Below are 25,896 nucleotides of genomic sequence, written 5' to 3' on the forward strand. Positions count from 1 at the left end.
CGCCCGAAAGGGGTGGGGAGACTGAGCGGTCTGGGCCGGTACGCGGTCAGCCGTCTGGTGGTGACGGTGCCGATGCTCCTGGTGTTGCTCACGGTGGTCTTCCTGGTGCTGCGGGTGATGCCCGGCGACCCGGCCCAGGCGATCCTGGGCGGCCGCAACGTCCCCCCCGAGACCGCGGCGGCCCTGCGGGCGAGGCTGGGGCTCGACGAGCCGCTCCCGCTCCAGTACGTCCACTACCTGGGGAGCGTGGCCCGGGGGGACCTGGGCGTCTCGGCCCGAACGGGCAACGAGGTGTGGGAGGACATCCTGGGGAAAATCCCTGCCACGCTGGAGCTGGCCGTCTTCGCGATGCTGGTGGCGGTCCCCATCGGCCTCTGGAGCGGCATCCACGCCTCCACCCACCACGACCAGCCCCGCGACCATGCCCTTCGGGTCCTGAACGTGGCCTCCTTCGCCATCTTCATCCCGTGGTTCGGCATGGTGCTGCAGCTGGTCTTCAGCGTCTTCCTCAAGTGGCTGCCCGTGGGCGGGCGCCTGGAGGTGCTCCACCTCTACACCTTCCGGGGAGCGACCGGGCTGTACGTGCTCGACGCGCTCCTGGCCGGCAACGGGGCCGTGCTGGCCGACGCCCTGCGGCACCTGGTGCTTCCCGCCCTCACCCTGGGCCTGCTCCTTTCGGGCCTGGTTGGGCGCATGAGCCGTTCCAGCATGCTGGAGGTGCTGGACCAGGAGTACATCAACGCCGCCCGGGCCAAGGGGCTCTCGGAGCGGCGGGTCGTCTACGGGCACGCGCTGCGGAACGCGCTGATCCCCATCGTCACCGTGGTGGGGCTCCAGTTCGCCCTCCTGATGGCGGGGGCGATCCTCACCGAGGTGACCTTCGCCTGGCCCGGCCTCGCCCGGTACCTGCTGGATTCCATCACCGCCCGGGACTTCAACGCGATCCAGGGGAGCGTGGTCTTCATCGCCCTCTTCGTGACCACCATCAACCTGCTGGTGGACCTGGCCTACGGCATCCTGGACCCGAGGGTGCGGTACTGATGGGCGCCTCCGATGCGGCCGCCGGTCCCGTCGTCTCGGTCCGCAGGCTCACCGCGCGCCTGCGCTTCCGGCGCCGCCCTCTGCTCTGGATCGGCGCGGGCGTGGTCGTCTTCTTCCTCCTGGTCAGCCTCCTGGCCCCATGGCTCGCGCCGTACCACCCCACCGAGTACCGGGGCGGCGGCCGCCTCCAGCCCCCCAGCGCCGAGCACTGGCTGGGCACGGACCAGCTCGGGCGCGACGTGCTCTCACGGCTGATCTACGGTGGGCGCATCCCGCTCGAGGTCTCCGTCGTCTCCGCAGCCTTCGCGCTGGCGGTGGGCACCTTCCTGGGCTGGATCTCGGGTTTCGTGGGCCGCTACCCCGACCGGCTGCTCTCGCTGGCGATGGATTCCATCTACTCCTTCCCGTCGTTGGTGCTGGCCATCATCATCGCCGCCATGCTGGGGCCGGGGCTTCCCAACATGATCCTGGCCGTTTCGGTGGTCTACGTGCCCACCTACTTCCGGGTGGCCCGGGCGCAGGTCCTCCAGATCAAGGAACGGGAGCACGTGGAGGCGGCCCGGGCCATCGGCGCCTCCTCGGCGGCGGTCCTCTTCCGGCACGTGGCCCCCAACACCCTCAACGCGGTGCTGGCCATCACCTCCTTCAACGTGGCCGACGCCATCCTCACCGCCGCGGGCCTCTCCTTCCTGGGCCTGGGCATCGCCCCCCCGACCCCCGACTGGGGCTGGGACCTCCAGAGCGGGCGCGCCTTCCTCCCCTCGGGCATCTGGTGGCCGGTCACCTTCCCGGGGCTCCTGGTGGTGCTCCTCGCCCTGGGCTTCGGCATGCTGGGCGAGGGGATCAGCGACTGGCTCAACCCCCGGCGGTGAGGGGCGGGCCCGCTCGACGGGCCGCGCGTCGGCCGCGAGCGGCCCGTCCTTCCAGGAGATGGCCCTGCCGCGATGTGTCAGGGAGTTGGGAGGATTGGCACAGCGTCTGGAGAATCCTGGATGAAGCTGGGATCAAACCCTGTGGCCTCGAGGGGGATCCGCGATGCGCGCGCGTCTCGTTGGGTTGGGCTTGGTAGCCGTCCTCGTCCTGGGTGCGCTCCTCCTCGCCCCGGCCGGTGCGGCCGGCGTGCAGGCGTCGGTGGACGTCCGGGTGGACCGGCACGGGATCCCGCACGTGCGGGCTCAGACCAGCTTGGACCTGGCCTACGCGACGGGTTACCTCCACGCCCGCGACCGGCTCTTCCAGATGGACGTCAACCGCCGGACCGCGGCCGGCACCCTGGCCGAGCTCCTGGGCGAGAGGGTCTTGGAGAGGGATGTCCTCTTCCGCACCGTGGGGTTGGCCCGCGCGGCCCAGGCCTCCCTGGCGGTGCTGCCCGAGGCGATGCAGGCCGAGCTCCGGGCGTACGCTCAAGGGGTCAACGACTGGATCGCGCAGGCGACCCGGGAGGGGACCTTTCCGCCGGAGTACCGGGCCCTGGAGCTGTCCCGGGTGGAGGCCTGGAAGCCCGAGGAGAGCATCGCGATCTTGAAGCTCATCGGCTTCGGCCTCTCCTTCAGCCCCGACCTGGAGACCAGCGCGGCCGCGGAAAGCTACCAGAAAGCCTTGGGACCCCAGGCGGGCGCGGCGCTCTTCCGGGACGTGTGGCGGGTGGCGCCGGCCGATCCCACCCTCGCGATCCCGGGCTGGCTGGACGCGCACGCCCGGGCAGAGGGGGGGCCGACGGGACTCTCGCCCCTGGCGGAGATTCCCGACATCCACCGCGAGCTCGCCCTCCTGCGCTCGGCCCTTCCGAACCCCGAGATCCTGGGGAGCAACTGGATGATCATCGCCCCGTCCATCTCGGCCACGGGCCACGCCCTGCTGGCCAGCGACCCCCACCTGGGCCTGGACTCGCCGCCCATCTGGTACCAGATGGACCAGGAGGTGACGGGCGTTTCAGAGCCGGCGTACCGGGTGGCAGGCGTCCAGTTCCCGGGCTTCCCCTACGTGATCATCGGTTTCAACCAGTCCATGGCCTGGGCGGCCACCAATAACGTCATCGATCTGACCGACACCTACCTGGAGCAGGTGGTGGAGCAGGACGGCCGGCTCTTCACCCGGTGGAAGGACGGCCTCGAGCCGGTCCGGGTCCTGCCCCAGCGTTTCCGGGTGAACCGGACTGGGAACGGGCGGATGGACGATCTGGTGGACGTCCCGCCGGGCAGGGGGGTGCCGGCGGCGGTGCTGGAGGTGCCCCGCCACGGGCCCATCCTGACCATGGACCGCCAGGCGGGGACCGCCGTCTCCGTCCAGTGGACAGGGCTCTACGCTACCCACGACGGGCTCAACTGGCGGATCTGGAACCGGGCCCGCACCCTGGAGGAGTTCCGGGAGGGGCTCCGCTTCTTCGACTCCGCCTCCCAGAACTGGGGCTACGCGGACGTGGAGGGGAACATCGCCTACTTCACCAGCGCCGAGCTCCCCTTGCGGCAAGACCTGGAGCAGGGGACGGTGGCCGGCGGCCGGCCGCCCTTCGTGGTCCGGGACGGCACCGGCGCTCTGCCGCACGGGTGGATCCCCCAGGAAGACCGGCCCGAGCACCAGGCGCTCCCCTTCCGGATCCTGCCCGAGGATGGGATGCCGCACGTGGTCAATCCCGCCTCGGGCTTCGTGGTGACGGCCAACAACGACCCCGTGGGCACCACCCTGGACAACGACCCGCTCAACGAGCGCCAGCCGTCGGGTGGCATCCTCTACCTTGCCCAGGGCTACGCCAACGGCTTCCGGGCCGGACGGCTCACCGCCGGCATCGAGGCGGAGCTGGCCCGGGACGGCTCCATCTCCCCCGACGACCTGCAGCGCCTCCAGGCCGACGTGCGGGTGGAGCTGGCCCAGCGGCTGGTGCCCCACCTGGTCGCGGCGTGGGAACGGGCGGGACGGCCGGGCGCGCCGGGGCCCCTGGAGGTCCTGCGCCGGGACGGCCGGATCAAGGAAGCGATGGGGTACCTGCGGGGGTGGGACGGTTGGTCCCCCACGGGCATCCGGGAAGGCTTCGACGCGGGCGACGATTCCGCCGACCTGCCCGAGCCTTCGGAGGCGGAGGGACGCGCGAGCGTGGCGGCCACCCTCTTCCACGTGTGGGCGGGCGAGCTCCTGGAGGCCACGGTGACGCAGGGCCTGAAGCGCTTCGGCGCCGGCCTGCCCCTTCCGCCCCAGGACCTGGCGGTGAACGCCCTGGTCTACCATCTGGAGGCCTTCGACCGGACCCGGGGCCGGGGCACCTCGGGGATCCGCCTCTTCGACCACCCCCGCTACAGCCTCCCGGCTGCCGACGAGCGGGACCTGGTGCTCCTCGAGACTCTGAAGGCCGCCCTGGACCGGCTGGCTTCGGAGCCCTTCGTGAAGGCCTTGGGTTCCGCGCGGCTCTCCGACGCGCGGTGGGGCCTCCTCCACCGGGTGACCTTCCAGAGCCCGCTGGGTGGGCCCTTCTCCGTCCCGCCGGGGGCCGGGTTCGGGGACCCGGCCTTCGCGGGCGGCATCCCCACCGACGGGGGGTACCAGGTGCCCGACGCATCGGGGGTGGACCTGCGCTCGAGGACGCCTGAGTCGTACCGCTTCTCGGCCGGTCCCTCCCAGCGGCTGGTGGTGGAGCTGGACCCGGCAGGGGTGCGCGCGGTGAACGCCCTTCCCGGAGGGCAGGCAGGCTCGCCGGGCCAGGAGCACTTCGGGGACCTGCTGCCCCTCTGGCTCACCAACCGGTACCATCCGGTCCCCTTCGACGATGCGTCGGTGGAGGAGGCGACGGTGGAGCGGATGGTGCTGGAGCCGGAGTGACGGGCGCGCGCGTGGGCGCGGGGGCCCTGGGCAACCCGCTGACCATCCTGGGATTTGCGGCCCTCTCCGCCCGAGCCAAGGCGCCGGCACTCAGCCTTGGGCTGCCCCTCGGCGTCTTCACGGGGTCGACGGTGTGGGGGCTGGTGGTGTCCGGGGCGGCGGGAGTCACGGGACGGGCTTTGAGCCCCCGTGCCCTTCGGGTCACCGGGGTCGTCTCGGGCGGCATCCTTCTGGCGCTGGCGGTCTGGACCTTGACCCTGACGTAGAGCCAAGGGGAACCACGTCCAGGCCCAGCTCCTTGCCCTCCTCGATCCATCCCATCGTGAGACGACCGCGTGCCGGGGCGCCGCACCGAACGAACGACGCCACCCCTGGCTGAGATCCGATCGCCTGTGCTATAATGGCGCCAGCGTCGGTGGCGTTTCCCGTATTCTTGGGGCACGGGCCGGGCAGTACCCACGAGCGGGGGCGTCCGGTATGCCGTGGCGGGTGCGACGTCTGCTCCTTTGGAGGTGATGGGCTTGGCGGAGGCGGTGAACGGAGCGGGGAAGGGGCCGTCCGCCAACGGCTTCGGGACCCTCCCGGCCGCGACGAGCCGCGAGGCCGCGCCCGCGACCTTCCTCGGGCGCGGCCGGAAGGCCCAGGTGGTCACCTTCGGCTGCCAGATGAACGAGCGCGACTCGGAAACGATGCGGGGCCTCCTGACCCGCATGGGCTACGCCCTCACCGACGAGACGGGTGAGGCGGACCTGATCCTCTTCAACACCTGCTCGGTGCGGGAGAACCCCGAGCGCAAGGTCTACGGCCGCGTCGGCCTCCTGAGGGAGCTGAAGGCCAGGAAGCCCTGGCTCAAGATCGGCATCTGCGGCTGCATGCCCCAGCAGCGGGCCGAGCAGCGCCGTATCGAGGAGACCCTGCCCCACGTGGACCTGGTCTTCGGCACCATGAACCTCCACCGCCTGCCAGAGCTGCTGCAGCGGGTCGAGGAGACGGGCGAGCGGGTGATCGAGGTCTGGCACGAGGAGGGGGACGTGGTCGAGGGGCTGCCCGTCCAGCGCCTGAACGGCTTCAAGGCCTTCGTCACCATCATCTACGGATGCAACGAGCACTGCACCTACTGCATCGTGCCCACCACCCGGGGGCGCGAGCGGAGCCGGCGGCCCGAGGCGATCCTGGACGAGATCCAGACCCTCGCGGATCAGGGCTACCGGGAGGTCACCCTCCTGGGCCAGACGGCGGACGCCTATGGCCGGGACCTGGGGGACGTGGACCTGGCCGGCCTCCTCTACCAGGTGAACCGGATCCGGGGCATCCGCCGCATCCGTTTCACCACCTCGCACCCCAAGCACGTCACGCCCCGGCTGATCCGGGCCCTGGCCGAGAACGAGAAGGTCTGCGAGCACCTCCACCTCCCCGTGCAGGCGGGCAGCAACCGCACCCTGAAGCGGATGGGCCGGCACTACACCCGGGAGGGGTACCTGGAGCTGGTGGAGCGCATCCGGCGCGGGGTCCCGGGCATCGCCCTCACCACGGACCTGATCGTGGGCTTCCCGGGCGAGACCGAGGAGGACTTCCAGGAGACCCTCTCCCTGGTGGAAGAGGTGCGCTTCGACGGCGCCTTCACCTTCATCTACTCACCCCGCATCGGCACCGCGGCCACCCGCTTCCCCGCCGAGCAGTGGGTGCCTGCCGAGGTGGCCAAGGACCGGATCTACCGGCTCATCGACCTCCAGAACCGCATCAGCCTCGAGAAGAACCGCGAGCTGGTCGGCCAGGAGCTCGAGGTGCTGGTGGAGGGCGCCTCGGAGAAGGAGCCCGGCAAGCTCACGGGGCGCACCCGCAGCAACAGGATCGTCGTCTTCGAGGGCGACGCCTCGCTCGTCGGCCGGCTCGTCCGGGTGCGGGTGACCGGTGCCCAGACCTTCACCCTGGAAGGGGAGCCGGTGCGCCGGGGGCTCGCCACCGCCGCCGTCTAGACGCGGCCGGCGACCGAGGGGCAGGCCCGCGCGTCCGAGGCTGCCGCGCCCATCACCACCGGGAGGGTCGCACCCGTGGCCGCAGCAACGCCGCTCTTCCGCCAGTACGAGGCGATCAAGGCCGCCTACCCCGGTTGCATCCTCATGTTCCGCCTGGGCGACTTTTACGAGATGTTCGGCGAGGACGCCGAGGTGGCCTCAAGCGTCCTGGAGATCGTGCTCACCTCCCGGGAGAAGGGAGAGGGCGAGCGGATCCCCATGTGCGGCGTACCCTACCACGCCCTGGAGGGGTACCTCCAGAAGCTGGTGGAGGCGGGCCACCGGGTGGCCGTCTGCGACCAGATCGAGGGCGACGGCGAGGCCCGGGGCGTCATGCGGCGGGAGGTCACCCGGGTGGTTACCCCCGGCACCCTGGTGGAAGGCTCCCTGGGCCGGAAGGAAAGCCACTTCCTGACGGCGATCCACCGGGAGGGCCGCGGGCGGGCCGCCCGCTTCGGGCTGGCCAGCCTGGACGTCTCCACCGGCGACTTCCGCACCACCGAGTTGGAGGGGGAGGGGGCCGAGGCCGCGCTCCTGGAGGAGCTGGCCCGCCTGGAGCCCGCCGAGTGCCTGATCCACCCCTCCCTGGAGGGACACCCGGCTCTGGCGGTCCTCTTCGACGGCCGGCCGGGGGTCCTCTCGGTGCTGGAGGAGCGGGCCTTCCGGCCGGAGCCCGCCCGGCGCCGGCTGCTGGAGCACTTCGGCATCCCATCGCTGGACGCCTTCGGCTGCGAGGACCGGCCCGCCGCGGTGGCGGCCGCCGGGGCCGCGCTCCAGTACGCGCAGGAGACCCAGAAGGTGGAGCTCTCCCACGTGACGGGGCTCGTCACGTATCAGGTCGGGGCGGGGTTGATCCTGGACCGGGAGAGCCGGCGCTCCCTCGAACTGGTCCACAACCTGCGGGACGGCGGCCGGCGGGGCACGCTCCTGGAGGTTCTGGACGGCACCGTGACCGCCATGGGAGGCCGGCTCCTCCGCCAGTGGCTGCTGGAGCCGCTGCGGGATCCCCAGGCCATCGAGGCCCGGCTGGCCGCGGTGGAGGCGTTGGTGGAGGCGCCCGACCTGCTCCACGACCTGCGCGCCCAGCTCGACGGCGTGCAGGACCTGGAGCGGCTGGCCGGCCGGATCGCGTACGGAACCGCCAACGGGCGGGACCTGGTGGGCCTGGCCCGTTCCCTGGAGCGTCTGCCCCGCATCTGGGACCTGGCTGCACACCTCCCCGGGCCGCCGCCTGCCGCGGCCTCCGGCGCGCCCGGTCCAGGCCCGGGCGACCGGCTCGAGGCGCTGCGGGAGGCGATCCAGGCGGAGCTGGTGGACGATCCGCCCGTCACGGTGCGGGAGGGAGGGTTGATCCGGCCCGGCTTCTCCGCCGAGGTGGACCGCCTGCGGGAGCTGAAGGCGGGCGGGCGCCGCTTCATCCAGGACCTGGAGCAGCGCGAGCGGGAACGGACCGGGATCAAGTCCCTCAAGGTTGGCTTCAACAAGGTCTTCGGCTACTACATCGAGGTCACCCGGGCGAACCTGGCCCAGGTGCCACCCGACTACCGGCGCCGGCAGACCCTGAGCGGCGCCGAGCGCTTCGTCACGCCCGAGCTGAAGGAGCAGGAGAGCCAGGTCCTGGGGGCCGAGGAGCGACTGGTGGAGCTGGAGTACCGGCTCTTCACCGAGCTCAGGGAGCATGTGGCGCAGGAGGTGGCCGCCGTCCAGGCGGCTGCCCGCCGGGTGGCTTGGCTGGACGTGGTGGGCGCGCTGGCCGGCGCGGCCCGGCAGCGGGGGTACGTGCGGCCCCGCATCACCGGCGGCGGTCGCATCTGGATCGAGGCCGGGCGCCACCCGGTGGTGGAGGCGACGCCGGACCAGGAGCCCTTCGTGCCCAACGATTGCGAGCTGGACGCGGGCCGGCGTCTCCTGATCATCACCGGCCCCAACATGGCCGGCAAATCCACGTACCTTCGCCAGGTGGCGCTCATCGTCCTCATGGCCCAAATGGGCAGCTTCGTCCCGGCCCGGTCGGCGGAGATCGGGGTGGTGGATCGCATCTTCACCCGGGTGGGCGCGTCCGACGATCTGGCGGGCGGGCGATCCACCTTCATGGTGGAGATGACCGAGGCGGCCCGCATCGCCCGGCTGGCCACCGAGCAGAGCCTGGTGGTGGTGGACGAGCTGGGCCGGGGCACCAGCACCTACGATGGGCTGGCGCTGGCCCAGGCCTTCGCCGAGTACCTGCACGACCACATCCGGTGCCGGACGCTCATGTCCACCCACTACCACGAGCTCACCCACCTGGAGGGCCGCCTTCCGGCCGCACGCAACCTGCACGTGGAGGTGCGGGAAGAGCGGGGCAACGTCATCTTCCTGCGCCAGGTGCGCCCGGGCGGCACCGACCGCAGCTACGGCGTCAACGTAGCCCGTATGGCGGGCCTGCCGCCCGAGATCGTCCACCGGGCCCGGCAGCTCTTGCGGCACCTCTCCAGCCACGCCCCCGACACCCGGGTGGAGCAGCTGGGCTTCTTCGAGGCGGCCGCCGGCCAGGGCGGGGCAGCCGAGCTGGACGAGCACGCCCTGGCCGCCCTCCGCCGGCTGGAGGAGCTCCAGGTGGAGGCCATGACCCCGCTGGAGGCCCTCCAGGAGCTGGACCGGCTGAAGCGGCTGGCGCTCAGGGGGCGGAAGCCGTGACGCCCGCGCCCATCCGCCGGCTGGACGATGCGCTGGTGAACCGCATCGCCGCGGGCGAGGTGGTGGAGCGCCCCGCCTCGGTGGTGAAGGAGCTGGTGGAGAACGCCCTCGACGCCGGCGCCCGCCGGATCCGGGTGGAGCTCGCGGACGGCGGGAAGGAGCGGATCCGGGTGCTGGACGACGGTCACGGCGTCCCGCCCGAGGAGCTGCCTTTGGCCTTCGAACGGCACGCCACCAGCAAGCTCACCGGCCCCGCGGACCTGCTGGCCATCCGCAGCCTGGGGTTCCGGGGCGAGGCGCTCCCCAGCATCGCGGCCGTCGCCCGCGTGAGCTTCCGCTCGCGTACCCCGCGCGCCCCCGAAGGGGCCGTCATCCGTTTCGAAGGCGGCCGGCTGGTGGGGGTCCAGGCCGCCGGCGGTCCCGAGGGGACCGACGTGGAGGTGCGGGACCTCTTCTTCAACACCCCCGCCCGCCTCCGCTTCCTGAAGGCCAGTGCCACCGAGCGGCGCCACGCGGCCGAGGTGGTGACCCAGATGGCCCTGGCCTACCCCGAGGTGGCCTTCGAGCTCTGGAGCGAGGGACGGGAGGCGCTGCGGACCCCGGGCGACGGCGAGCCGGGTGAGGCCCTGGCCGCCGTCTTCGGCCGGGAGACGGCGCGCCGGTTCCTCGCCCTGGCCCGGGAAGGGGAAGGGGTGGCCCTCTCGGGCTTCCTGGGACCGCCCGAGACCGCCCGGATGGACCGGGGCGGGCAGCACCTCTTCATCAACCGCCGCTGGGTGCGGTCGCCCACGCTTGCCGCCGCGGTGGAGCGGGGCTACCAGGGGCTGCTGATGACCCGCCAGCACCCCTCCTTCGTGCTCCACCTGACCCTGGACCCGGCCGAGGTGGACGTCAACGTCCACCCGGCCAAGGCCGAGGTGCGCCTGCGGCGGGAACGGGAGCTCTTCGCCGCCGTCGTCCGGGCGGTGGGCGAGCGCCTCCTGGGTGCGGGGCTCGGGCGTCGGCTCACCGTCCCCGCCGGTCCCGCGAGCCGGGGGGGCCGCACCGGGTCCGGGATCGGGGGATCCTACGTGACGGGAACGCCCTTCGCGGGAGAGGTCCGGGACCAAGCCCGCTTGAGCCCGGCAGGTGCCTCCCTCGCCCCGCCCCCGGACGTCAGCCGGCCGGAGCCGGCGATCGAACGCGGGGAGCGGGCGCCCGCGGCGGATGAGGGACCCGCAGACGAAACCGAGCGCTTCCGCGAGGCCCTGCGGGCCTGCCGGGCCCTGGCCCAGCTGGGCCGGACCTACGTGGTGGCCGAGGGGGCGGACGGCCTCTGGCTCGTGGACCAGCACGCCGCCCACGAGCGGGTGCTCTTCGACCGCCTCCGCCGCGCCCGGGAGGCCGCCCCGGCGGTGCAGGGGCTCCTGGTGCCCCTGGAGCTGGAGCTGAGCCCGGAGCGCTTCGACCTGCTCTGGGAGGGCCGGGAGGAGCTGGCCCGTCTGGGATTCGAGGTCGAGCGGTTCGGGTCCCACAGCCTGCGGGTGATGGGCATGCCCGCGGAGCTCTCGGGGCTGGGCACGGGCGGCCTCCTGGAAGCGGCGGTGGAGGAGCTGCTGGATCTCTGGCGCGAGGAGGGTCGCCGCCGGCCCGAGCGGGCCCTGGCGGTGCTGGCGTGCAAGGCGGCGGTGAAGGCGGGGGACCGGCTGGGGCCGGAGCAGATGCAGCGGCTCCTGGAGGAGCTGGCGGAGACGGAGGCGCCCTTCACCTGCCCGCACGGGCGCCCCACCACCCTTTCGCACCCCTGGAGCGACCTGGAGAGGAGGTTCGGCCGACGACGCTGACCATGCCTGCAGCAGGACCGCCGCGCCCAGAGGGCACCCGAAGGACGAGCTGGCGGAGCTGTGTGACCACCTCCCGGCAGGCAAGGCCCGAGGACGAGGCGACGGCCCGGGAGCTCGCCGCCGCCCTGGGGGTTCCGTTCGAACCCCGGGCCCGCTCCATCGAGCGGTGGATCGCCACGGGCGCCCTCGAAGCGGTGCTGGTGGTGAACCGGGAGAACCTGGTCCTCTGGGTGGGCCGCCCGGCTGGGCGGGAGGAGCTTCGCCCCGAGCGGCTCTTTTTCCACCCCAGCACCTCGGTGCAGCGGGTCAAGGCCTTGCTGCAAGGGGGGACGGACCCCATGGTGGCCGCCATGGACCTCCGGCCGGGGATGACGGTGCTGGACGCCACGCTGGGCATGGGCTCCGACGCCATCGTCTCCGCCTTCAGCGTGGGCCCCGAGGGGCGGGTGGTGGGTCTCGAGTCCGTCCGGGAGCTCGCGGTCCTGGTGCGCTGGGGCATGGCACGCTACCCGGGGCCCACCCGGCCCGTGGAGGAGTCCATGCGCCGGGTCCAGGTCGTCCACGCGGACCACGCTGCCTTCCTGGCCGCCACCCCCCAGGCGAGCTTCGACGTGGTCTACTTCGACCCCATGTTCAGGGAACCGGTGGCGCAGTCGTCGGCCATGGCGCCCTGGCGGCTGCTGGCGGACCCCCGCCCCGTCTCCCCGGAGGTGATCGCCCTCGCCCGGAGGGTGGCCCGCCGGCGGGTGGTGCTGAAGGAGCGGAAGGGGAGCCCCGTCTTCGGCGAGCTCGGTGCCCACCGGGTAGAGGGCCGCCGGTCCGGCCGCGTCGCGTACGGGGTGTGGGAGGCGTGACCGCCCGCCCGCTCCTGGTGGTGGTGGGCCCCACCGCGGTGGGAAAGACAGCGGTGGTGCTCGAGCTCGCACCCATGGTGGGGGGCGAGGTGGTCTCGGCCGACTCGATGCAGGTCTACCGGGGACTGGACGTGGGCACGGCCAAACCCTCGCCCGAGGAGCGGCGGTGCGTGCCGCACCACCTCATCGACGTGGCCGAGCCCGGTGAGCGCTTCACCGCGGCCCGCTACCAGGTCCTGGCCCGGGAGGCCATCGCCGCCATCCACGCCCGGGGCCGGCTGCCCATCCTGAGCGGGGGCACGGGGCTGTACGTGCAGGCGGTCCTGGAGCCGCTCCTCTTCCCCGACGCGGGGGAAGACCTGGAGCTCCGGGAGCGGCTGGCCCGCGAGGCGGCGGAGCAGGGACCCCAGGCCCTCCATCGCCGCCTGGCCCGGGTGGACCCCGAGGCCGCGGCCCGCCTGGCCCCCGGCGACGTGCGCCGGGTGGTGCGGGCCCTGGAGGTGTACGAGCGGACGGGCCGGCCCATCTCCCAGATACAGGAGTCCTCCCGCCGGGAAGCGCCTCCGGCGTACCGGACGCTCAAGGTGGGCCTGACCCGCCCGCGCACCCGCCTCTACGCCCGCATCGACGCCCGGGTGGAGGAGCAGCTGGCCCGGGGCCTGGTGGACGAGGCTCGGCGGCTCCTGGAGCTGGGGCGGGAGACAGGAGCAGGGGCCTCGGGGGCGAAGACCGCTCTTCAGGCCCTGGGCTACAAGGAGCTCTTCCCGTACCTGGAGGGACGGGAGAACCTGGCCGAGGCGACCGAGCGCCTCAAGCGGGCCACTCGGCGCTACGCCAAGCGGCAGCTCACCTGGTTCCGGCGCGACCCTGAGATCGTCTGGCTGGACCTGGAGCGCTTCCCGGACCCCCGGGCCGCGGCCGCCGCCCTCGCGGGGCTGGCACGCGACCGGCTCGGCCTCGCGGCTCACCACCACCGATCTGGAGGCGAAGCGGATGGCTTCCGAGACGCCTGACGCCCATGAGGCGTCCTGCATCTTCTGCCGCATCGTCCGCGGCGAGGCCCAGGCGAGCGTGGCCTACGAAGACGATCGGGCCGTGGCCTTCATGGACATCCAGCCCCTCTCTCGGGGCCACCTGCTGGTGGTGCCCCGACTGCACGCGGCGGACCTGTTCGCCCTGCCGGACCCCCTGGCGGCGCACCTCTTCGTGGTGACCCGCCGGCTGGCCCTGGCCCTACGGGAGAGCCACCACCCCGACGGCATCAACGTGGTCCAGTCCAACGGGCGGGCCGCCGGCCAGGTGGTCTTCCACCTCCACATCCACGTGATCCCCCGCAGCCTGGAGGGTGGGGGGCCCCGCCTGGGCTGGCACCGGATGAGCCCGGCCCCCACCCGCGCCGAGCTGGAGGAGGACGCCGCCCGTATCCGAGCCGCCGCCCGGAACCTGCCCCCCAGCCGCTTCCGTTGACCGACCCCCGACCCTTCGGGACGGACCACAGAGGGGCAGGCTTTCCGTCCTGCCGGCCGCATAGGATAGACCATCCGAGACCCGACGCGCGGAGGTGTCCGTGTGGCCCCGTCCGGCCTCCCCGATCCCTGGGAGGAGTTGCTGGCGCGCCTCGCCCGGGGCGAGGTGGCCTCCCACCAGGTGCTGGCCTCCTGGAACCAGACGGCGCCCGAGCGCCCCTCGCCCCGGGCGGCACCCGGCAGGGGCGACGATCGGGGCGGTGACGACGCCAGCGGCGATCCCTCGCTGGTGGAGGCCTCCCTGCACGAGCTGGACCAGCTCATCGGGCTGCGCGAGGTGGGCTCGCTGGTGCGGGAGATCACGGCCCTGGTGGAGATCCAGCGCCGGCGGGCCGCACACGGCCTGCGGGTGGAGCCCCTGGTCTTCCACATGGTCTTCAAGGGCAACCCCGGAACGGGGAAGACCACCGTGGCCCGCATCCTCGGGCGCCTTTTCAAGGGCCTGGGCGTGCTCCCCCAGGGCCATCTGGTGGAGGTGGAGCGGGCGGACCTGGTGGGGGAGTACATCGGCCACACCGCTCAGAAGACCCGGGAGCAGGTGAAGAAGGCCATGGGCGGGGTGCTCTTCGTCGACGAGGCCTACGCCCTGGCCCGGGGAGGGGAGAAGGACTTCGGCAAGGAGGCGGTCGACACCCTGGTGAAGGCCATGGAGGACCACCGGGACCAGTTCGTCCTGATCCTGGCGGGCTACCGGGTGGAGATGGAGCTCTTCCTGCAGATGAACCCGGGCCTCCGCTCCCGCTTCCCCATCCACATGGACTTCCCCGACTACACCGGCGAGGAGCTGCTCCAGATCGCCCGTTCCATGGCCGCCCAACGCCAGTATCGCCTTTCGCCCTCGGTTCAGCGCAGGCTCGCCCGGATGCTGGGGGAACGGAGGCTCCTGCGGGGGCCCACCTTCGGAAACGCCCGCGAGGTGCGGAACCTGCTCGAGGCAGCGATCCGCCGGCAGGCGGTGCGGCTCGTCCGGCAGGAACGGACCTCCCGCGACGATCTGATGCTCCTGAGCGCCGAGGACTTCCTGGAGGGCGGCCCGGCGTGACGAGCTGCCTGGTGCTGGGTAAGCCGAACGTGGGCAAGACCCTCTTCAGCCTCCGCTTCGCGTTCTTCCTGGGCGCCCGGGTCGTCCGTTTGGCCCGGGCCGGCGAGGAGCGCACCTGGGCCTCGGAGGAGATGGCCGCCCGGGAGCTGGTGAGCGACCAGCCCCACCAGACTCTGGCCGTCCAGCGGCTGGCCCTGGAGATCCGGGCACGCAAGGGGAGCCGTCGTTTCGACCTGGTGGACACGGGCGGGCTCACCGACGAGATCCCCGCCTCGCAGGCGGTGCGTGAGGCCCAGGCCGAGACGCTGGGGCTCCTGCGCCAGGCCGGGGTGATCCTGCACATGGTGGACGCCTCGAGGATTCTCTCACCGGGCGCGGTGGAGGCGGCGGGGGAGGTGGACGCCCAGCTCTTCCGATTCGGGCGCACCCGGGGAGCGTACCTGATCCTGGCCAACAAGATGGATCTGGACGGCGCGACCGAGGGTCTGGGGGAGGTTCGCCGCCGCTTCGCAGGCGCCCCGGTGGTGCCCCTCTCGGCCCGGACGGGGTTGGGGTTCGGGGAGGTGAAGCGCCATGTCCGGCGCCATCTCTAGCCGCCTGGCAGGCTCGCCCGGCTTCTGGCCGCCGGCGGCGTGGCCGTGGGGGCCCCTCGACCTCGGCACGGGATCGGTCCTGGGCTGGCTCCAGGCTGCGGCAGGACTCTTCCTGGCGGGGCTCGCCATCCGCCTGCTGGACGACGCCCTCGACCAGGGGGAGGACCGGGAGGCGGGGGTGCCCAACCTGGCGGAGAGGCTGGGCCCCGCCACGGCCGCCTACGCCGCGGCGGCCCTGGCCCTTGCCGCCCTGGTGCTGCCCCGGCTCGCCCCGGCGACGGTGCTGGCCGCGTACGGCGTGGGCATGGCCGGCGGCCTCCTGGAGCGGCTGCCCACCAGGATGCCGGCCTGGGCTGAGGCCGCGGGCGCTCTTCTCGCGCTCTTCCTCCTGGTGCCGGCGGCGGCGGCGTGGTCCCTGCTCCTGATGGGAGCGCTCCAGGCCGCGGACCGCTGGCTGGACCGCGGGGCCTTCCGGGCGGGTCAGGGAGGGAAGGCCCCCCGGGCCGCGGGCCGGGAAGGCGGAGAATCGGCCCCGGTGGCGCGCAGCCCTGCGCCGGCCCTCCTCGCCATGGGTCTCGCCCTCCTGGCCGCCGGGCTCGCGCCGGGCCTCACCGCGGCGGGGCTGGTGGCGGCCGCCGCCCTGGAGCTCGCCTTCAAGGGAGGGGTGCGGGCGCATGCTCGTGGGTGAACCTTGGATGGCCGGGGGCATCGTCGTCCTGAGCCTGGCCCTGGGCCTCTGGTGGGGCGAGCGGATCGGCGCCCGCGCCGGCTACCGCCTGGGGCAGGCGGCGGGCGCCCTGGAGGTCCGGAGGGAGAGCCTGAGCGCCGGGCACTGCCTCCTGTGCGGCACCCGCCCGGCCTCGACGGCCCCGGCGGGCAGTCGGGCGCCGTCCACCCCGGGGTCGCTCCGCCCTGGGGAGGAGGCGGCCTGCCGGGAGCGAATGCTAGGGACATCGGAGGCGGGGAGCATGGAGTTCGCCAAGCTGCACGGCCTGGGAAACAGCTACGTCTACCTGAACCTCCTGGGCGATGGGGGCCCATCTGCTCGCGGGGAAGGGGGGCAGGGGTCCGGAGGCGAACGCCCGGTGCCACCCGGCGCCCTCGACTGGGCCCATCTGGCCCGGGCCGTGAGCGACCGGGGCACGGGCATCGGCTCCGACGGGCTCATCCTCATCCTCCCCTCGCAGGTGGCCGACGCCCGCATGCGGATCTTCAACGCTGACGGCTCCGAGGGCGAGATGTGCGGGAACGGCATCCGGGGCGTGGGCAAGGTCCTTTACGACCGGGGCCTGGTTCGGAGCCGCCACGTGCGGGTGGAGACGCTCGCGGGCATCCTCGCGCTGGAGCTCTTTCCCGAGGATGGCCGTGTGCAGAGGGCCCGGGTGCAGATGGGCCGCCCGATCCTGGAGCCGGCGCGCATCCCGGCCCGGCTGGGGGACGGCCGGGCGCCCGTTCTGGAGGTCCGCCTCGAGGGCGAGGAGGCGGTGGTGACGCCCGTCTCCATGGGCAACCCCCACGCCGTGCTCTTCGTCGACGACCTGGCGAAGGCCCCGGTTCAGGAATGGGGCCCGCGCCTCGAGCACCACCCGGCCTTTCCCAACCGGACCAACGTGGAGTTCGTGGCGGTCCGGGATGCGGCCACCCTGCAGATGCGGGTATGGGAGCGGGGGAGCGGCGAAACCCAGGCCTGCGGAACGGGCGCGTGCGCTGCGGCGGTGGCCGCGCACCTGACGGGCCGGGCCGGGCGCGAGGTGGCGGTGCACCTCCCCGGGGGCATCTTGAACGTGCGTTGGGACGACTCCGACGTGGTCTGGCTGGAGGGACCCGTCGAGGAGGTCTGCCAGGGCCGGCTCGACGTCGAGTGGCTCCGGCGGCGAGGCTTGCTTCGTCCATGATCCTATCCCCACACGCGTGGGGGTGAACCGGAGGCGCATGCGGTGCACCAGGCGGAGCGGTTGAAGCAGCTTCCCCCCTACCTGTTCGCGCGGCTGGACCGGAAGGTGGCCGAGGCCCGGAAGCGGGGCGTGGACGTGATCAGCTTCGGGATCGGCGACCCGGACCGGCCCACCCCCGAGCCTGTGGTACGGCGCCTGCAGGAGGCGGCCACCGAGCCTGCCTTCCACCGGTATCCCCCCTACGAGGGTTCGGCCCGCCTCCGGCAGGCGGCCGCCCGCTTCATGGAGCGCCGCTTCGGCGTCGGGCTCGACCCGGACCGGGAGGTTCTGGCCCTCATCGGCTCCAAGGAGGGGGTGGCCCACCTCCCCCTGGCCCTGGTGGATCCCGGCAGCGTGGTCCTGGTGCCCGAACCGGGCTATCCCGTCTATGCCGCGGGCGCCATCCTGGCCGGCGGCGAACCCTACCCCCTGCCGCTGCACGCGGAGCGGGGCTACCTTCCCGACCTGACCTCGGTCCCCCAGGAGGTGCTGGCCCGCACCCGTCTCCTCTGGCTCAACTACCCCAACAACCCCACCGGCGCCACCGCATCCCCGGCCTTCTTCGCGGAGGCGGTGGCCCTGGCACGCCGGTACGACTTCCTGGTTGCCCACGACGCCGCGTACAGCGAGGTGGCCTTCGACGGCTACCGGGCGCCCAGCATCCTGCAGGTGGAGGGCGCCCGCGACGTGGCGCTCGAGATCCACTCCCTCTCCAAGACCTTCAACATGACCGGCTGGCGCCTGGGATGGGCGTGCGGCGCTCCCCAGGCGGTGGAAGCCCTGGCCCAGCTCAAGAGCAACCTGGACTCGGGCGCCTTCCTGGCCGTCCAGGAGGCGGGGGCCGAGGCCCTGGACCGGTGGGAGGAGCTGGCCGAGCCGGTGCGTGCCGTCTACCAGGATCGGCGGGACCTGGCCTGCCGCCGCCTGCGGGAGCTGGGCTGGCCCGTGGAACCGCCCAAGGCCACCTTCTACCTCTGGATCCCGACGCCACCCGGTGTCTCCTCGGCCGCTTTCGCCGAGCGGGTGCTGGAAGAGACGGGGGTGGTGGTGACGCCGGGCTCGGGGTACGGCCCCGCCGCGGAGGGGAACGTGCGCCTCTCCCTCTGCCTGGAGGCCGGGCGGATCGACGAGGCCTTCGATCGCTGGGCCCGGGCGGGGATCCGGTTCCGCTGATCGCGGGCAGGAATCCGGCCGCCCCCGTAGAAAGGAACCCACCAACGCCGTCCCTCGCGAAGAGCCGCGGGGGAGGCCGGGGACCCAACCCCGGCCGGAGCTCGAAACCGCCGGCGCCCCACCGGGGTGCGGCGATCGGGCCGGCGAGAGCAGAGCCTAGTGTAGCCGAGCAGAGCCAGAGCCGAGGCCGACGGACCCGCACGTCCCCTTTTCCGTGGTCTCATCCGGGCTGCAGGTTGGCCCTTCCTCTGGTCTCCGGCGCGAAGGGAGCGCCGCGACGTGTCCCACCCACCCCGCGCGGGCGTGCTGCCCGCGGTCTGGCCCGACCGTTCCACCTTCCGCAGCCTGGCGCTGCGGCACAACCTGATCCCCCTCTGCCGGATGGAGCTGGCCGACACCGAGACCCCTGTCTCCACCCTTCTTCACCTGGGGGAGCACCCGCGCACCTTCCTCCTGGAAAGTGCCGAGGGGAACGAGCGGGTGGGCCGCCACTCCTTCCTGGGAGCGGGCGGCGAGGCCTGGCTCGAGGCCCGGGGGCCCGGGCTCTTCCTCTGCCGGGAGGACGGCGAGGAGATCCTGCACGAAGGGGACCCCCTGGACGGCGTGCGCGCCTGGCTCCGGCGCTTCTCGCCGGCGCCCGTGCCGGGGCTGCCCCCCTTCGCGGGGGGCCTCGTGGGCCGTTTCGCCTACGACCTGGTGCGCCGCTGGGAGCCGGTTGGGGCCCGGCGGGAGAGCGACCTCCCCGAGCTGCGGTTGCTGGTGGTCGACCGGCTCCTCGCCTTCGACCACCTCCGCCACACCCTGCAGGGCGTGGTCCACCTCCACCTGCGCCCCGGGGAGGATCCCAACGCCCGGTACCGCGACGGGGTCGACGCGCTGGAGGAGCTCTTCGCCCAGGCCAGGGGGCAGGTTCCGGCCGCGGCGGCGGGGGAGCCCCCGCATTCCGGCGCCTCCCCGCGGGCCGCCGCGGCGCCGGTCCGACCGGGCGGCCATGCTCCCGTGGCTTCGGGCCTCCCGGACGGCTGGCGGCCCAACGTCTCCCGGGGGGCCTTCGAGGAGGCGGTGCGGCAAGCCAAGGAGGCCATCGCAGCCGGCGAGGCCTTCCAGATCGTCCTGAGCCAGGCTTTCCGGCGCCCCGTCGGCGTCCCGCCCCTGGCCGTCTACCGGGTGCTCCGCCACCTGAACCCGTCACCCTACCTCTTCTACCTGCGGATGGGGGAGGAGAGCCTCTGCGGTTCCTCGCCCGAGATGATGGCCCGCCTGCAGGGCGAGCGGGCCGAGCTCCGCCCCATCGCCGGGACCCGGCCCCGGGGCGGAACCGAGGCCGAAGACCTGAGGTTCGAACGGGAGCTGCGGGCGGACGCGAAGGAGCGGGCCGAGCACGCGATGCTGGTGGACCTGGGGCGGAACGACCTGGGCCGGGTGGCCCGTTTCGGCAGCGTGCGGGTGGACCGGCTCATGACGGTGGAGCGCTTCTCGCACGTGATGCACCTGGTCTCGTACCTCTCCGCCCGGATGCGCCCCGGCCTGGACGCGCTGGACCTGCTCCGGGCGACCTTCCCGGCGGGTACCGTCAGCGGCGCCCCCAAGGTGCGGGCCATGCAGATCATCGACGGTCTGGAGCCCGAGCCGCGGGGCGCGTACGCCGGCGCCGTGGGGTACCTGGACTTTGCCGGGAACATGGACAGCTGCATCACCATCCGCACCCTCCATGTGCGGCGGGGCCAGGCGACGGTGCAGGCAGGGGCGGGGATCGTGGCCGACTCGGACCCGGCCCGGGAGTACCAGGAGTCGGTGAACAAGGCCCGCGCCCTCTTCGAGGCGGTGGCACGGGCCGAAAGGGGAGGCGAGCTCGGATGATCCTGGTCATCGACAACTACGACTCCTTCACCTACAACCTGGTGCAGCTCCTGGGAGGCATGGGGGCCGATCTGGCGGTGGTCCGGAACGACCGGATCACGGCCGCCCAGGCGGAGGCCATGGGGCCGGCGGCGATCATCCTCTCGCCCGGCCCCGGTGGGCCTGGGGACGCCGGTGTCTCCCTGGAGACGGTGGCGCGCCTGGGCCCATCCACGCCCATCCTCGGCGTCTGCCTGGGCCACCAGGTGATCGGCGCGGCCTACGGGGCGCAGGTGGTCCGGGCGGCGGCTCTCGTGCACGGCAAGGGTTCCCGGATCCGCCACCGCGGCGGGGGTCTCTACCGGGGCCTGCCCGATCCGCTGGAGGCGGGGCGCTACCACTCGCTGGTGGTGAGCCCCGAGGGGTTGCCGGACTCCCTGGAGGTGACGGCCTGGACCGAGGACGGGCTGATCATGGGCCTCCGGCACCGGGTGCACCCGGTGGAGGGGGTCCAGTTCCACCCCGAGTCGATCCTGACCCGCCAGGGAAGGCGGCTGCTCCGCAACTTCCTGGAGGACGTGGGGGAGACCCGGCACCGCAGGGGGAGCGTCTCGGGCGCCGGGGTGGAGGAGGCGCATCAGGTCACGGAAGAGAGGGTGAACGCGCGATGATCCGGGAGGCCATCGGCCGTCTGGTGGCCGGCGAGCGGCTGGCCGAGGACGAGGCGGCCCAGGTGATGGAGGAGATCATGACGGGCGGCGCCCAGGAAGCCCAGGTGGCAGGGTACCTCACGGCGCTCCGGCTGCGGGGCGAGACGGTGGAGGTGATCACGGGCTCCGCCCGGGCCATGCGGGAGAAGGCGGTGCGCATCCAGCCCAAGGTGGAGCCTCTGGTGGACACCTGCGGAACCGGAGGCGACGGGGCGGGGACCATCAACATCTCCACCGCGGCCGCGCTGGTGGCCGCGGGCGCGGGGGTGAAGGTGGCCAAGCACGGGAACCGGGGCGTCTCCAGCCCGTCGGGCAGCGCCGACGTCCTGGAAGCGCTGGGGGTGCGGGTGGACCTGGAGCCCGAGGAGGCCCGCCGCTGCATCGAGGAGGTGGGGATCGGCTTCCTCTTCGCCCCCCGCTACCACCCCGGCATGCGCTTCGCCGCCCCCACCCGCAAGGCCCTGGGCATCCGGACCCTCTTCAACCTGCTGGGCCCCCTGGCCAACCCGGCTGGAGCGGATCGCCAGGTGATGGGCGTCTTCGATGGGGCATGGGTCGAGCCGGTCGCCCGGGTGCTGGCCCGCCTCGGCTGCCGGGAGGCGATGGTGGTCCACGGCCTGGACGGCACCGACGAGCTCAGCATCTCGGGGCCCACCCGGGTGGCCCACCTGCGGGAGGGCGCCGTCCACGCCCACACCCTGGAGCCCGAGGATGCAGGTCTCACGCGGCACCCTCCCGCGGCCGTCCGGGGCGGCAGCCCCCAGGAGAACGCCCGGCGGATCCGCCGGGTGCTGGAGGGAAGCCGCGACGACGAAGCCGTCCGGGACGTGGTGCTCCTCAACGCCGCGGCCGCCCTGGTGGTGGCCGGCCGGGCCGCCAGCCTGCGGGACGGGGTGGGCCAGGCGGCGGGCGCGATCGACTCCGGGGCGGCCTGGGAGCGCCTGGAGGCCCTCCGGCGGTTCACGGGCGCCCCCCCGGAGGCGGTGGCATGAGCTTCCTGGAGCAGATCCGGCGGGAGAAGGCGCAGGAGGTGGTCCGATGGCAGGCGAGGCTTCCCATGGGCCGCATGGAGGCGCTCGCCCGGCGGTCGCCCGCCCCCCGTTCGCTCGAGGGCGCCCTGCGGGCGGCGGGCGTCCCGGCGGTCATCGCCGAGCTGAAGCAGGCGTCCCCTTCGACGGGCTGGATCCGCCGCCAGGCAGACCCCGCAGCCCTGGCCCGGCGCTACCAGAGGGCCGGTGCGGCCGCGCTCTCGGTGTTGACGGACCGCCGGCATTTCCGGGGGAGCCTGGCCCGGCTCCGGGCGGTGCGCGCCGCCACGACGCTGCCCGTGCTTCGCAAGGACTTCCATCTGGAACCCTACCAGCTCGTCCAGGCCCGGGCGGCCGGGGCCGACGCGGTGCTCGTGATCGTGGCGCTCCTCTCCGATGCCGCCCTGGGCGAGCTTCTCGCCGTGACCCGCCGCCTGGGGATGGAGGCGCTGGTGGAGGTCCACCGGGAAGAGGAACTCGGCCGGGCGCTCGCGGCGGGGGCCCGGCTCCTCGGGGTGAACAACCGCGACCTGGACCGACTGGAAACCTCGCTGGAGGCAGGCGCGCGCTTGCTGCCCCAGGTCCCGGCCCCGTGCCTGGCCGTGGCCGAGAGCGGCCTCCGGACCCCCGCCGACGTGGCGGCCATGGTGCGGGCGGGCGCCCGGGCCGTTCTGGTGGGCGAGGCCCTCTCCCGCAGCGGGGAGCCCGAGAGCCTCCTGGCCGCGTTCCGGGAGGTGGGGAAGGATGCGGGTGAAGCTCTGCGGGCTCAAGCGGGCGGGTGAGGTCCGCCTGGCAGCCGAGCTTGGGGCCTGGGCGTGCGGCTTCGTCTTCCACCCGCCCAGTCCCCGCCACCTGTCGGTGAGGGAGGCGGCGTCGCTGAGCCGCGAGGCCGAAGGACTTGTACGGGTGGGGGTCTTTGCCCGGCAGGAGGTGGAGGCGATCCTGTGGATCGCGGACCGGGTAGGCCTGGACGCGGTGCAGCTCCACCGCCCGTGGCGGCCGGAGGAGGTCACCCGCCTCCAGCGGGCGGGCCTGCAGGTGATCGGGCTCGTCCGGCCCGGCGCCGTGCCGGGTGGGGACCCCTGGTGCCAGGGGCCGCGGCCCGACCTCTGGCTGGTGGAGCCCGAGGCGGGCGGGATGGGAGGCACAGGGGTGGCGCGGGACTGGGCCGCCCTGGCCGCGCGGATGGTGGGCACGGCGTTTCCCAGGCCCATGCTTCTGGCCGGTGGGCTGACGCCCGAGAACGTGACCGCAGCGGCGGAGGCCTTGGAGCCCGAGGGGGTCGACGTTTCCAGCGGAATCGAGAAGGCGCCGGGCCTCAAGGATCCCGGCAGGATGCGAGCCTTCATGGAGAGGGTGGCGGAGATCGATGCCCAGCGAGCTGGACGTGCCGGTGGCGGATGACCTGGAGGACCTCGCGCACGAGGTACGCCGGGCGCTTCGGACGGGGGAAGCCCCCGATGCCGGGGGACACTACGGTCCTTTCGGGGGGCGATTCGTTCCGGAGACGCTCATGCCGGCCCTGGAAGAGCTGGAGGAAGCCTTCCGCGCCGCCCTGGCGGACCGGGCGTTCCAGGAAGAGCTGGCGGGGCTGCTGCGCGAGTACGTGGGGCGCCCCACCCCCCTCACCGAGGCCCGCCGACTCGGCCAGGCCTCGCGCGGCGCCCGGATCTTCCTCAAGCGGGAGGACCTGAACCACACGGGCGCCCACAAGATCAACAACGCGGTCGGCCAGGCCCTTCTCGCCCGGCGGATGGGGAAGCGGCGCCTCATCGCCGAGACGGGTGCGGGCCAGCACGGGGTAGCCACCGCCACCGCGGCGGCGCTTCTGGGCCTGGAGTGCGAGGTCTTCATGGGCGAGCGGGACATGGCCCGCCAGGCGCTGAACGTCTTCCGCATGGAGCTCCTGGGAGCGAGGGTGGTGCCCGTCAGGGGCGGTTCGGCCACCCTGAAAGAGGCGGTGAACGAGGCCATTCGCGACTGGGTGGCCCGGGTGCGGGACACGCACTACTGTATCGGATCCGTGGTGGGACCCCATCCTTATCCTTGGATGGTGCAGCGCTTCCAGGCGATCATCGGGGTGGAAGCCCGGCGCCAGGTCCTGGAGGCCGCCGGGCGGCTGCCCGACGCGGTGGTGGCCTGCGTGGGCGGTGGTTCCAACGCGATCGGCATCTTCAGCGGCTTCCTGGAGGATCCGGGCGTGGAGCTGGTGGGGGTGGAGGCAGCGGGGAGAGGGATCGCTAGTGGGGAGCACGCGGCCAGCCTCGGCGCCGGCCGGCCCGGGGTGCTCCACGGGAGCCGGAGCTACCTGCTGCAGGACGGGGACGGCCAGGTGCACGAGGCGTACTCCATCTCGGCGGGCCTCGACTACCCGGGTGTCGGCCCCGAGCACGCGCTCCTGAAGGAGGCGGGTCGCGCCCGGTATGTCTCCGCGGACGACCAGGAAGCCCTCGCGGCCTTCCACAGGCTGGCCCGTCTGGAGGGGATCGTTCCCGCCCTGGAGAGCGCCCACGCGGTCGCCTACGCCACCCGGCTCGCGGCGGCGCTGGGGCCCAACGCCGTGGTGCTGGTCAACCTGTCCGGACGGGGTGACAAGGACGTGGCTGAGGTGGCCCGCCTGCAGGGACCGACCCGGGGCGAGGGGGAGGAAGGATGAGCCGCGAGCGGATCGAGCGTCGCTTCGAGCAGGCACGGGCGGCTGGCCGGGCCGCCTTCATGCCCTACCTGACCCTGGGGTACCCCCGGCCGGCCGCTTCGCTGGAGGTGATCAACGGGCTGCTGGCGGGCGGGGCGGACCTCCTGGAGCTGGGGATCCCCTTCTCCGATCCCCTGGCGGACGGGCCCGTCCTCCAGGCCGCAGCCCAGCAGGCCCTGGCCGCTGGCACCACGGTGGCTACGGCGCTGGACCTGGTGGCCCGGGTGCGGGACCAAGCCCCCGACGTGCCCCTGGTCCTCCTGGTCTACGCGAACACCGTGAGCGCCCGGGGCGGCGAGCGCTTCGCGCGGGAGGCGGCCGAGGCAGGGGCGGACGGTGTCATCCTGCCCGACTGGCCGCCCGACGAGGCGGGCGGGCTTCTCGCAGCCCTCCAGGCGGCGGGGCTGGCCTACGTGGGCCTGGTGAGCCCCGTCAGCTCCGAATCCCGCCTCGCGCGGGTGGCTGCGGCCTCCCAGGGGTTCCTCTACGCGGTCTCAGTGACGGGCGTCACGGGCGAGCGGCAGGGGCTCTCGGAAGAGCTGGCCCCCCTCGCACGGCGGCTTCGCAGCGTGAGCCCCCTTCCCATCGCGGCCGGCTTCGGCATCGGCCGGCCGGAGGATGCCCGGGCGGCCGCCCGCCACTGCGACGGCGTCATCGTGGGGAGCGCCCTTGCCCGGCGGTTGAGCGAGGCAGGGGACCGGCCTCCGGGGGCCCTGGCCGAAACCTTCGCCCGCTCCTTCCGGGAGGCCCTCATACCCGAAGAAGACCCCCAGCTCCCGGAGCGACCGCCACAGCATGCGGGCGAGCCCCATCCGGAGAGGTCCGTGACGGGACCGCCAGCAGGAGTCTCAGGGGCGGCCCTTGAACCCCCAGGCGGGAGGGAGTGGGTGTGATCGTGTCGTTTGCCCTGGAGTTCGAGAGCCGGGCCGAGATGGAGCAGGTGGTGAAGCGGCTCCAGAAGCGCCACGAGGTGAGCGGCGAGCTGGAGATGCTGCCGCTGGGTGAAGGTCGTTGGCGGCTCACGGTCTTCTCCGAGAAGCCCTTGCGGGAGAGCACCCTCGAGAGCTTGCCCGGCAAGCGGGTGAGCGCCCACTCAGCCGTTCGTCGCGAGAGCTTGCAGGGGGAGGAGTAAGCTAC

The 25,896-nt window shown here is 73.3% G+C and carries 23 protein-coding genes; all 23 read left to right on the forward strand.

Annotated elements, in window-relative coordinates:
* Positions 1-12: 12 nt before the first annotated feature.
* Positions 13-1,041, forward strand: coding sequence for an ABC transporter permease (locus LIP_RS08010; RefSeq protein ID WP_068136616.1), 1,029 nt, complete (start codon positions 13-15; stop codon positions 1,039-1,041).
* Positions 1,041-1,913: an ABC transporter permease gene (locus LIP_RS08015; protein ID WP_082726031.1), complete on the forward strand. Its 873-nt coding sequence runs from the start codon at positions 1,041-1,043 to the stop codon at positions 1,911-1,913. The genes LIP_RS08010 and LIP_RS08015 overlap by 1 nt, the downstream gene beginning before the upstream one ends.
* A 163-nt stretch (positions 1,914-2,076) precedes the next feature.
* Positions 2,077-4,851, forward strand: coding sequence for a penicillin acylase family protein (locus LIP_RS08020; RefSeq protein WP_082726032.1), 2,775 nt, complete (start codon positions 2,077-2,079; stop codon positions 4,849-4,851).
* Positions 4,848-5,117, forward strand: a complete 270-nt coding sequence (locus LIP_RS08025) for a hypothetical protein (RefSeq protein WP_068136623.1) — start codon at positions 4,848-4,850, stop codon at positions 5,115-5,117. Before LIP_RS08020 ends, LIP_RS08025 begins: the two co-directional genes overlap by 4 nt.
* 255 nt (positions 5,118-5,372) lie before the next feature.
* On the forward strand, positions 5,373-6,827 hold the full coding sequence (miaB, locus tag LIP_RS08030) for a tRNA (N6-isopentenyl adenosine(37)-C2)-methylthiotransferase MiaB (RefSeq protein ID WP_198409777.1): 1,455 nt from the start codon (positions 5,373-5,375) through the stop codon (positions 6,825-6,827).
* 75 nt (positions 6,828-6,902) lie between these two features.
* Complete coding sequence (gene mutS, locus LIP_RS08035) at positions 6,903-9,542, forward strand: DNA mismatch repair protein MutS (RefSeq protein ID WP_068136626.1); 2,640 nt, start codon at positions 6,903-6,905, stop codon at positions 9,540-9,542.
* Positions 9,539-11,365 (forward strand): DNA mismatch repair endonuclease MutL, encoded by a 1,827-nt coding sequence (gene mutL / locus LIP_RS08040; RefSeq protein WP_068136628.1) that lies wholly within the window; start codon positions 9,539-9,541, stop codon positions 11,363-11,365. Before mutS ends, mutL begins: the two co-directional genes overlap by 4 nt.
* A 62-nt stretch (positions 11,366-11,427) precedes the next feature.
* Positions 11,428-12,219 (forward strand): class I SAM-dependent methyltransferase, encoded by a 792-nt coding sequence (locus LIP_RS08045; protein ID WP_158509600.1) that lies wholly within the window; start codon positions 11,428-11,430, stop codon positions 12,217-12,219.
* Positions 12,216-13,232, forward strand: a complete 1,017-nt coding sequence (miaA, locus tag LIP_RS08050; protein WP_068136632.1) for a tRNA (adenosine(37)-N6)-dimethylallyltransferase MiaA — start codon at positions 12,216-12,218, stop codon at positions 13,230-13,232. Before LIP_RS08045 ends, miaA begins: the two co-directional genes overlap by 4 nt.
* A complete protein-coding gene (locus LIP_RS08055) occupies positions 13,213-13,686 on the forward strand; it encodes an HIT family protein (RefSeq protein ID WP_068136635.1) in 474 nt (157 codons plus the stop codon). The genes miaA and LIP_RS08055 overlap by 20 nt, the downstream gene beginning before the upstream one ends.
* A gap of 102 nt (positions 13,687-13,788) precedes the next feature.
* Positions 13,789-14,787, forward strand: coding sequence for an AAA family ATPase (locus tag LIP_RS08060; RefSeq protein WP_068136637.1), 999 nt, complete (start codon positions 13,789-13,791; stop codon positions 14,785-14,787).
* Positions 14,784-15,380 carry a GTPase gene (locus tag LIP_RS08065; protein ID WP_068136639.1) on the forward strand — a complete coding sequence of 199 codons (597 nt, stop codon included), beginning with the start codon at positions 14,784-14,786 and terminating at the stop codon, positions 15,378-15,380. The genes LIP_RS08060 and LIP_RS08065 overlap by 4 nt, the downstream gene beginning before the upstream one ends.
* Complete coding sequence (locus LIP_RS20015; protein ID WP_068136642.1) at positions 15,361-16,068, forward strand: hypothetical protein; 708 nt, start codon at positions 15,361-15,363, stop codon at positions 16,066-16,068. The genes LIP_RS08065 and LIP_RS20015 overlap by 20 nt, the downstream gene beginning before the upstream one ends.
* Before the next feature lie 280 nt (positions 16,069-16,348).
* On the forward strand, positions 16,349-17,275 hold the full coding sequence (gene dapF / locus LIP_RS08075) for a diaminopimelate epimerase (RefSeq protein WP_068141761.1): 927 nt from the start codon (positions 16,349-16,351) through the stop codon (positions 17,273-17,275).
* 42 nt (positions 17,276-17,317) lie between these two features.
* Entirely contained in the window at positions 17,318-18,487 is a 1,170-nt protein-coding gene (locus tag LIP_RS08080; RefSeq protein ID WP_068136644.1) for an LL-diaminopimelate aminotransferase, read from the forward strand.
* 279 nt (positions 18,488-18,766) lie between these two features.
* The gene (locus LIP_RS08085; protein ID WP_198409778.1) at positions 18,767-20,347 is read left to right on the forward strand and encodes an anthranilate synthase component I family protein; all 1,581 of its coding nucleotides are present in this window, start codon (positions 18,767-18,769) and stop codon (positions 20,345-20,347) included.
* Positions 20,344-20,997, forward strand: coding sequence for an anthranilate synthase component II (locus LIP_RS08090; RefSeq protein WP_068136650.1), 654 nt, complete (start codon positions 20,344-20,346; stop codon positions 20,995-20,997). The genes LIP_RS08085 and LIP_RS08090 overlap by 4 nt, the downstream gene beginning before the upstream one ends.
* A complete protein-coding gene (gene trpD / locus LIP_RS08095; protein ID WP_068136652.1) occupies positions 20,994-22,028 on the forward strand; it encodes an anthranilate phosphoribosyltransferase in 1,035 nt (344 codons plus the stop codon). Before LIP_RS08090 ends, trpD begins: the two co-directional genes overlap by 4 nt.
* Positions 22,025-22,846 (forward strand): indole-3-glycerol phosphate synthase TrpC, encoded by an 822-nt coding sequence (gene trpC / locus LIP_RS08100; protein WP_068136655.1) that lies wholly within the window; start codon positions 22,025-22,027, stop codon positions 22,844-22,846. The genes trpD and trpC overlap by 4 nt, the downstream gene beginning before the upstream one ends.
* Positions 22,809-23,468, forward strand: a complete 660-nt coding sequence (locus tag LIP_RS08105; protein WP_082726608.1) for a phosphoribosylanthranilate isomerase — start codon at positions 22,809-22,811, stop codon at positions 23,466-23,468. Before trpC ends, LIP_RS08105 begins: the two co-directional genes overlap by 38 nt.
* Complete coding sequence (gene trpB / locus LIP_RS08110; RefSeq protein ID WP_082726034.1) at positions 23,434-24,720, forward strand: tryptophan synthase subunit beta; 1,287 nt, start codon at positions 23,434-23,436, stop codon at positions 24,718-24,720. Before LIP_RS08105 ends, trpB begins: the two co-directional genes overlap by 35 nt.
* The gene (trpA, locus tag LIP_RS08115) at positions 24,717-25,652 is read left to right on the forward strand and encodes a tryptophan synthase subunit alpha (protein ID WP_082726035.1); all 936 of its coding nucleotides are present in this window, start codon (positions 24,717-24,719) and stop codon (positions 25,650-25,652) included. Before trpB ends, trpA begins: the two co-directional genes overlap by 4 nt.
* Positions 25,649-25,891: a hypothetical protein gene (locus LIP_RS08120; RefSeq protein ID WP_198409779.1), complete on the forward strand. Its 243-nt coding sequence runs from the start codon at positions 25,649-25,651 to the stop codon at positions 25,889-25,891. Before trpA ends, LIP_RS08120 begins: the two co-directional genes overlap by 4 nt.
* Positions 25,892-25,896 lie beyond the last annotated feature (5 nt).

It is taken from the genome of Limnochorda pilosa, from assembly GCF_001544015.1.
Classification (GTDB): domain Bacteria; phylum Bacillota; class Limnochordia; order Limnochordales; family Limnochordaceae; genus Limnochorda; species Limnochorda pilosa.

Bases quoted from the DNA above. Each gene is read 5' to 3' on its own strand.
- LIP_RS08105 (WP_082726608.1), top strand. From the start codon at position 22,809: ATGCGGGTGAAGCTCTGCGGGCTCAAGCGGGCGGGTGAGGTCCGCCTG.
- LIP_RS20015 (WP_068136642.1), top strand. From the start codon at position 15,361: ATGTCCGGCGCCATCTCTAGCCGCCTGGCAGGCTCGCCCGGCTTCTGG.
- LIP_RS08020 (WP_082726032.1), top strand. From the start codon at position 2,077: ATGCGCGCGCGTCTCGTTGGGTTGGGCTTGGTAGCCGTCCTCGTCCTG.
- LIP_RS08055 (WP_068136635.1), top strand. From the start codon at position 13,213: ATGGCTTCCGAGACGCCTGACGCCCATGAGGCGTCCTGCATCTTCTGC.
- LIP_RS08015 (WP_082726031.1), top strand. From the start codon at position 1,041: ATGGGCGCCTCCGATGCGGCCGCCGGTCCCGTCGTCTCGGTCCGCAGG.
- dapF (WP_068141761.1), top strand. From the start codon at position 16,349: ATGGAGTTCGCCAAGCTGCACGGCCTGGGAAACAGCTACGTCTACCTG.
- trpD (WP_068136652.1), top strand. From the start codon at position 20,994: ATGATCCGGGAGGCCATCGGCCGTCTGGTGGCCGGCGAGCGGCTGGCC.
- trpA (WP_082726035.1), top strand. From the start codon at position 24,717: ATGAGCCGCGAGCGGATCGAGCGTCGCTTCGAGCAGGCACGGGCGGCT.
- trpC (WP_068136655.1), top strand. From the start codon at position 22,025: ATGAGCTTCCTGGAGCAGATCCGGCGGGAGAAGGCGCAGGAGGTGGTC.
- LIP_RS08090 (WP_068136650.1), top strand. From the start codon at position 20,344: ATGATCCTGGTCATCGACAACTACGACTCCTTCACCTACAACCTGGTG.
- trpB (WP_082726034.1), top strand. From the start codon at position 23,434: ATGCCCAGCGAGCTGGACGTGCCGGTGGCGGATGACCTGGAGGACCTC.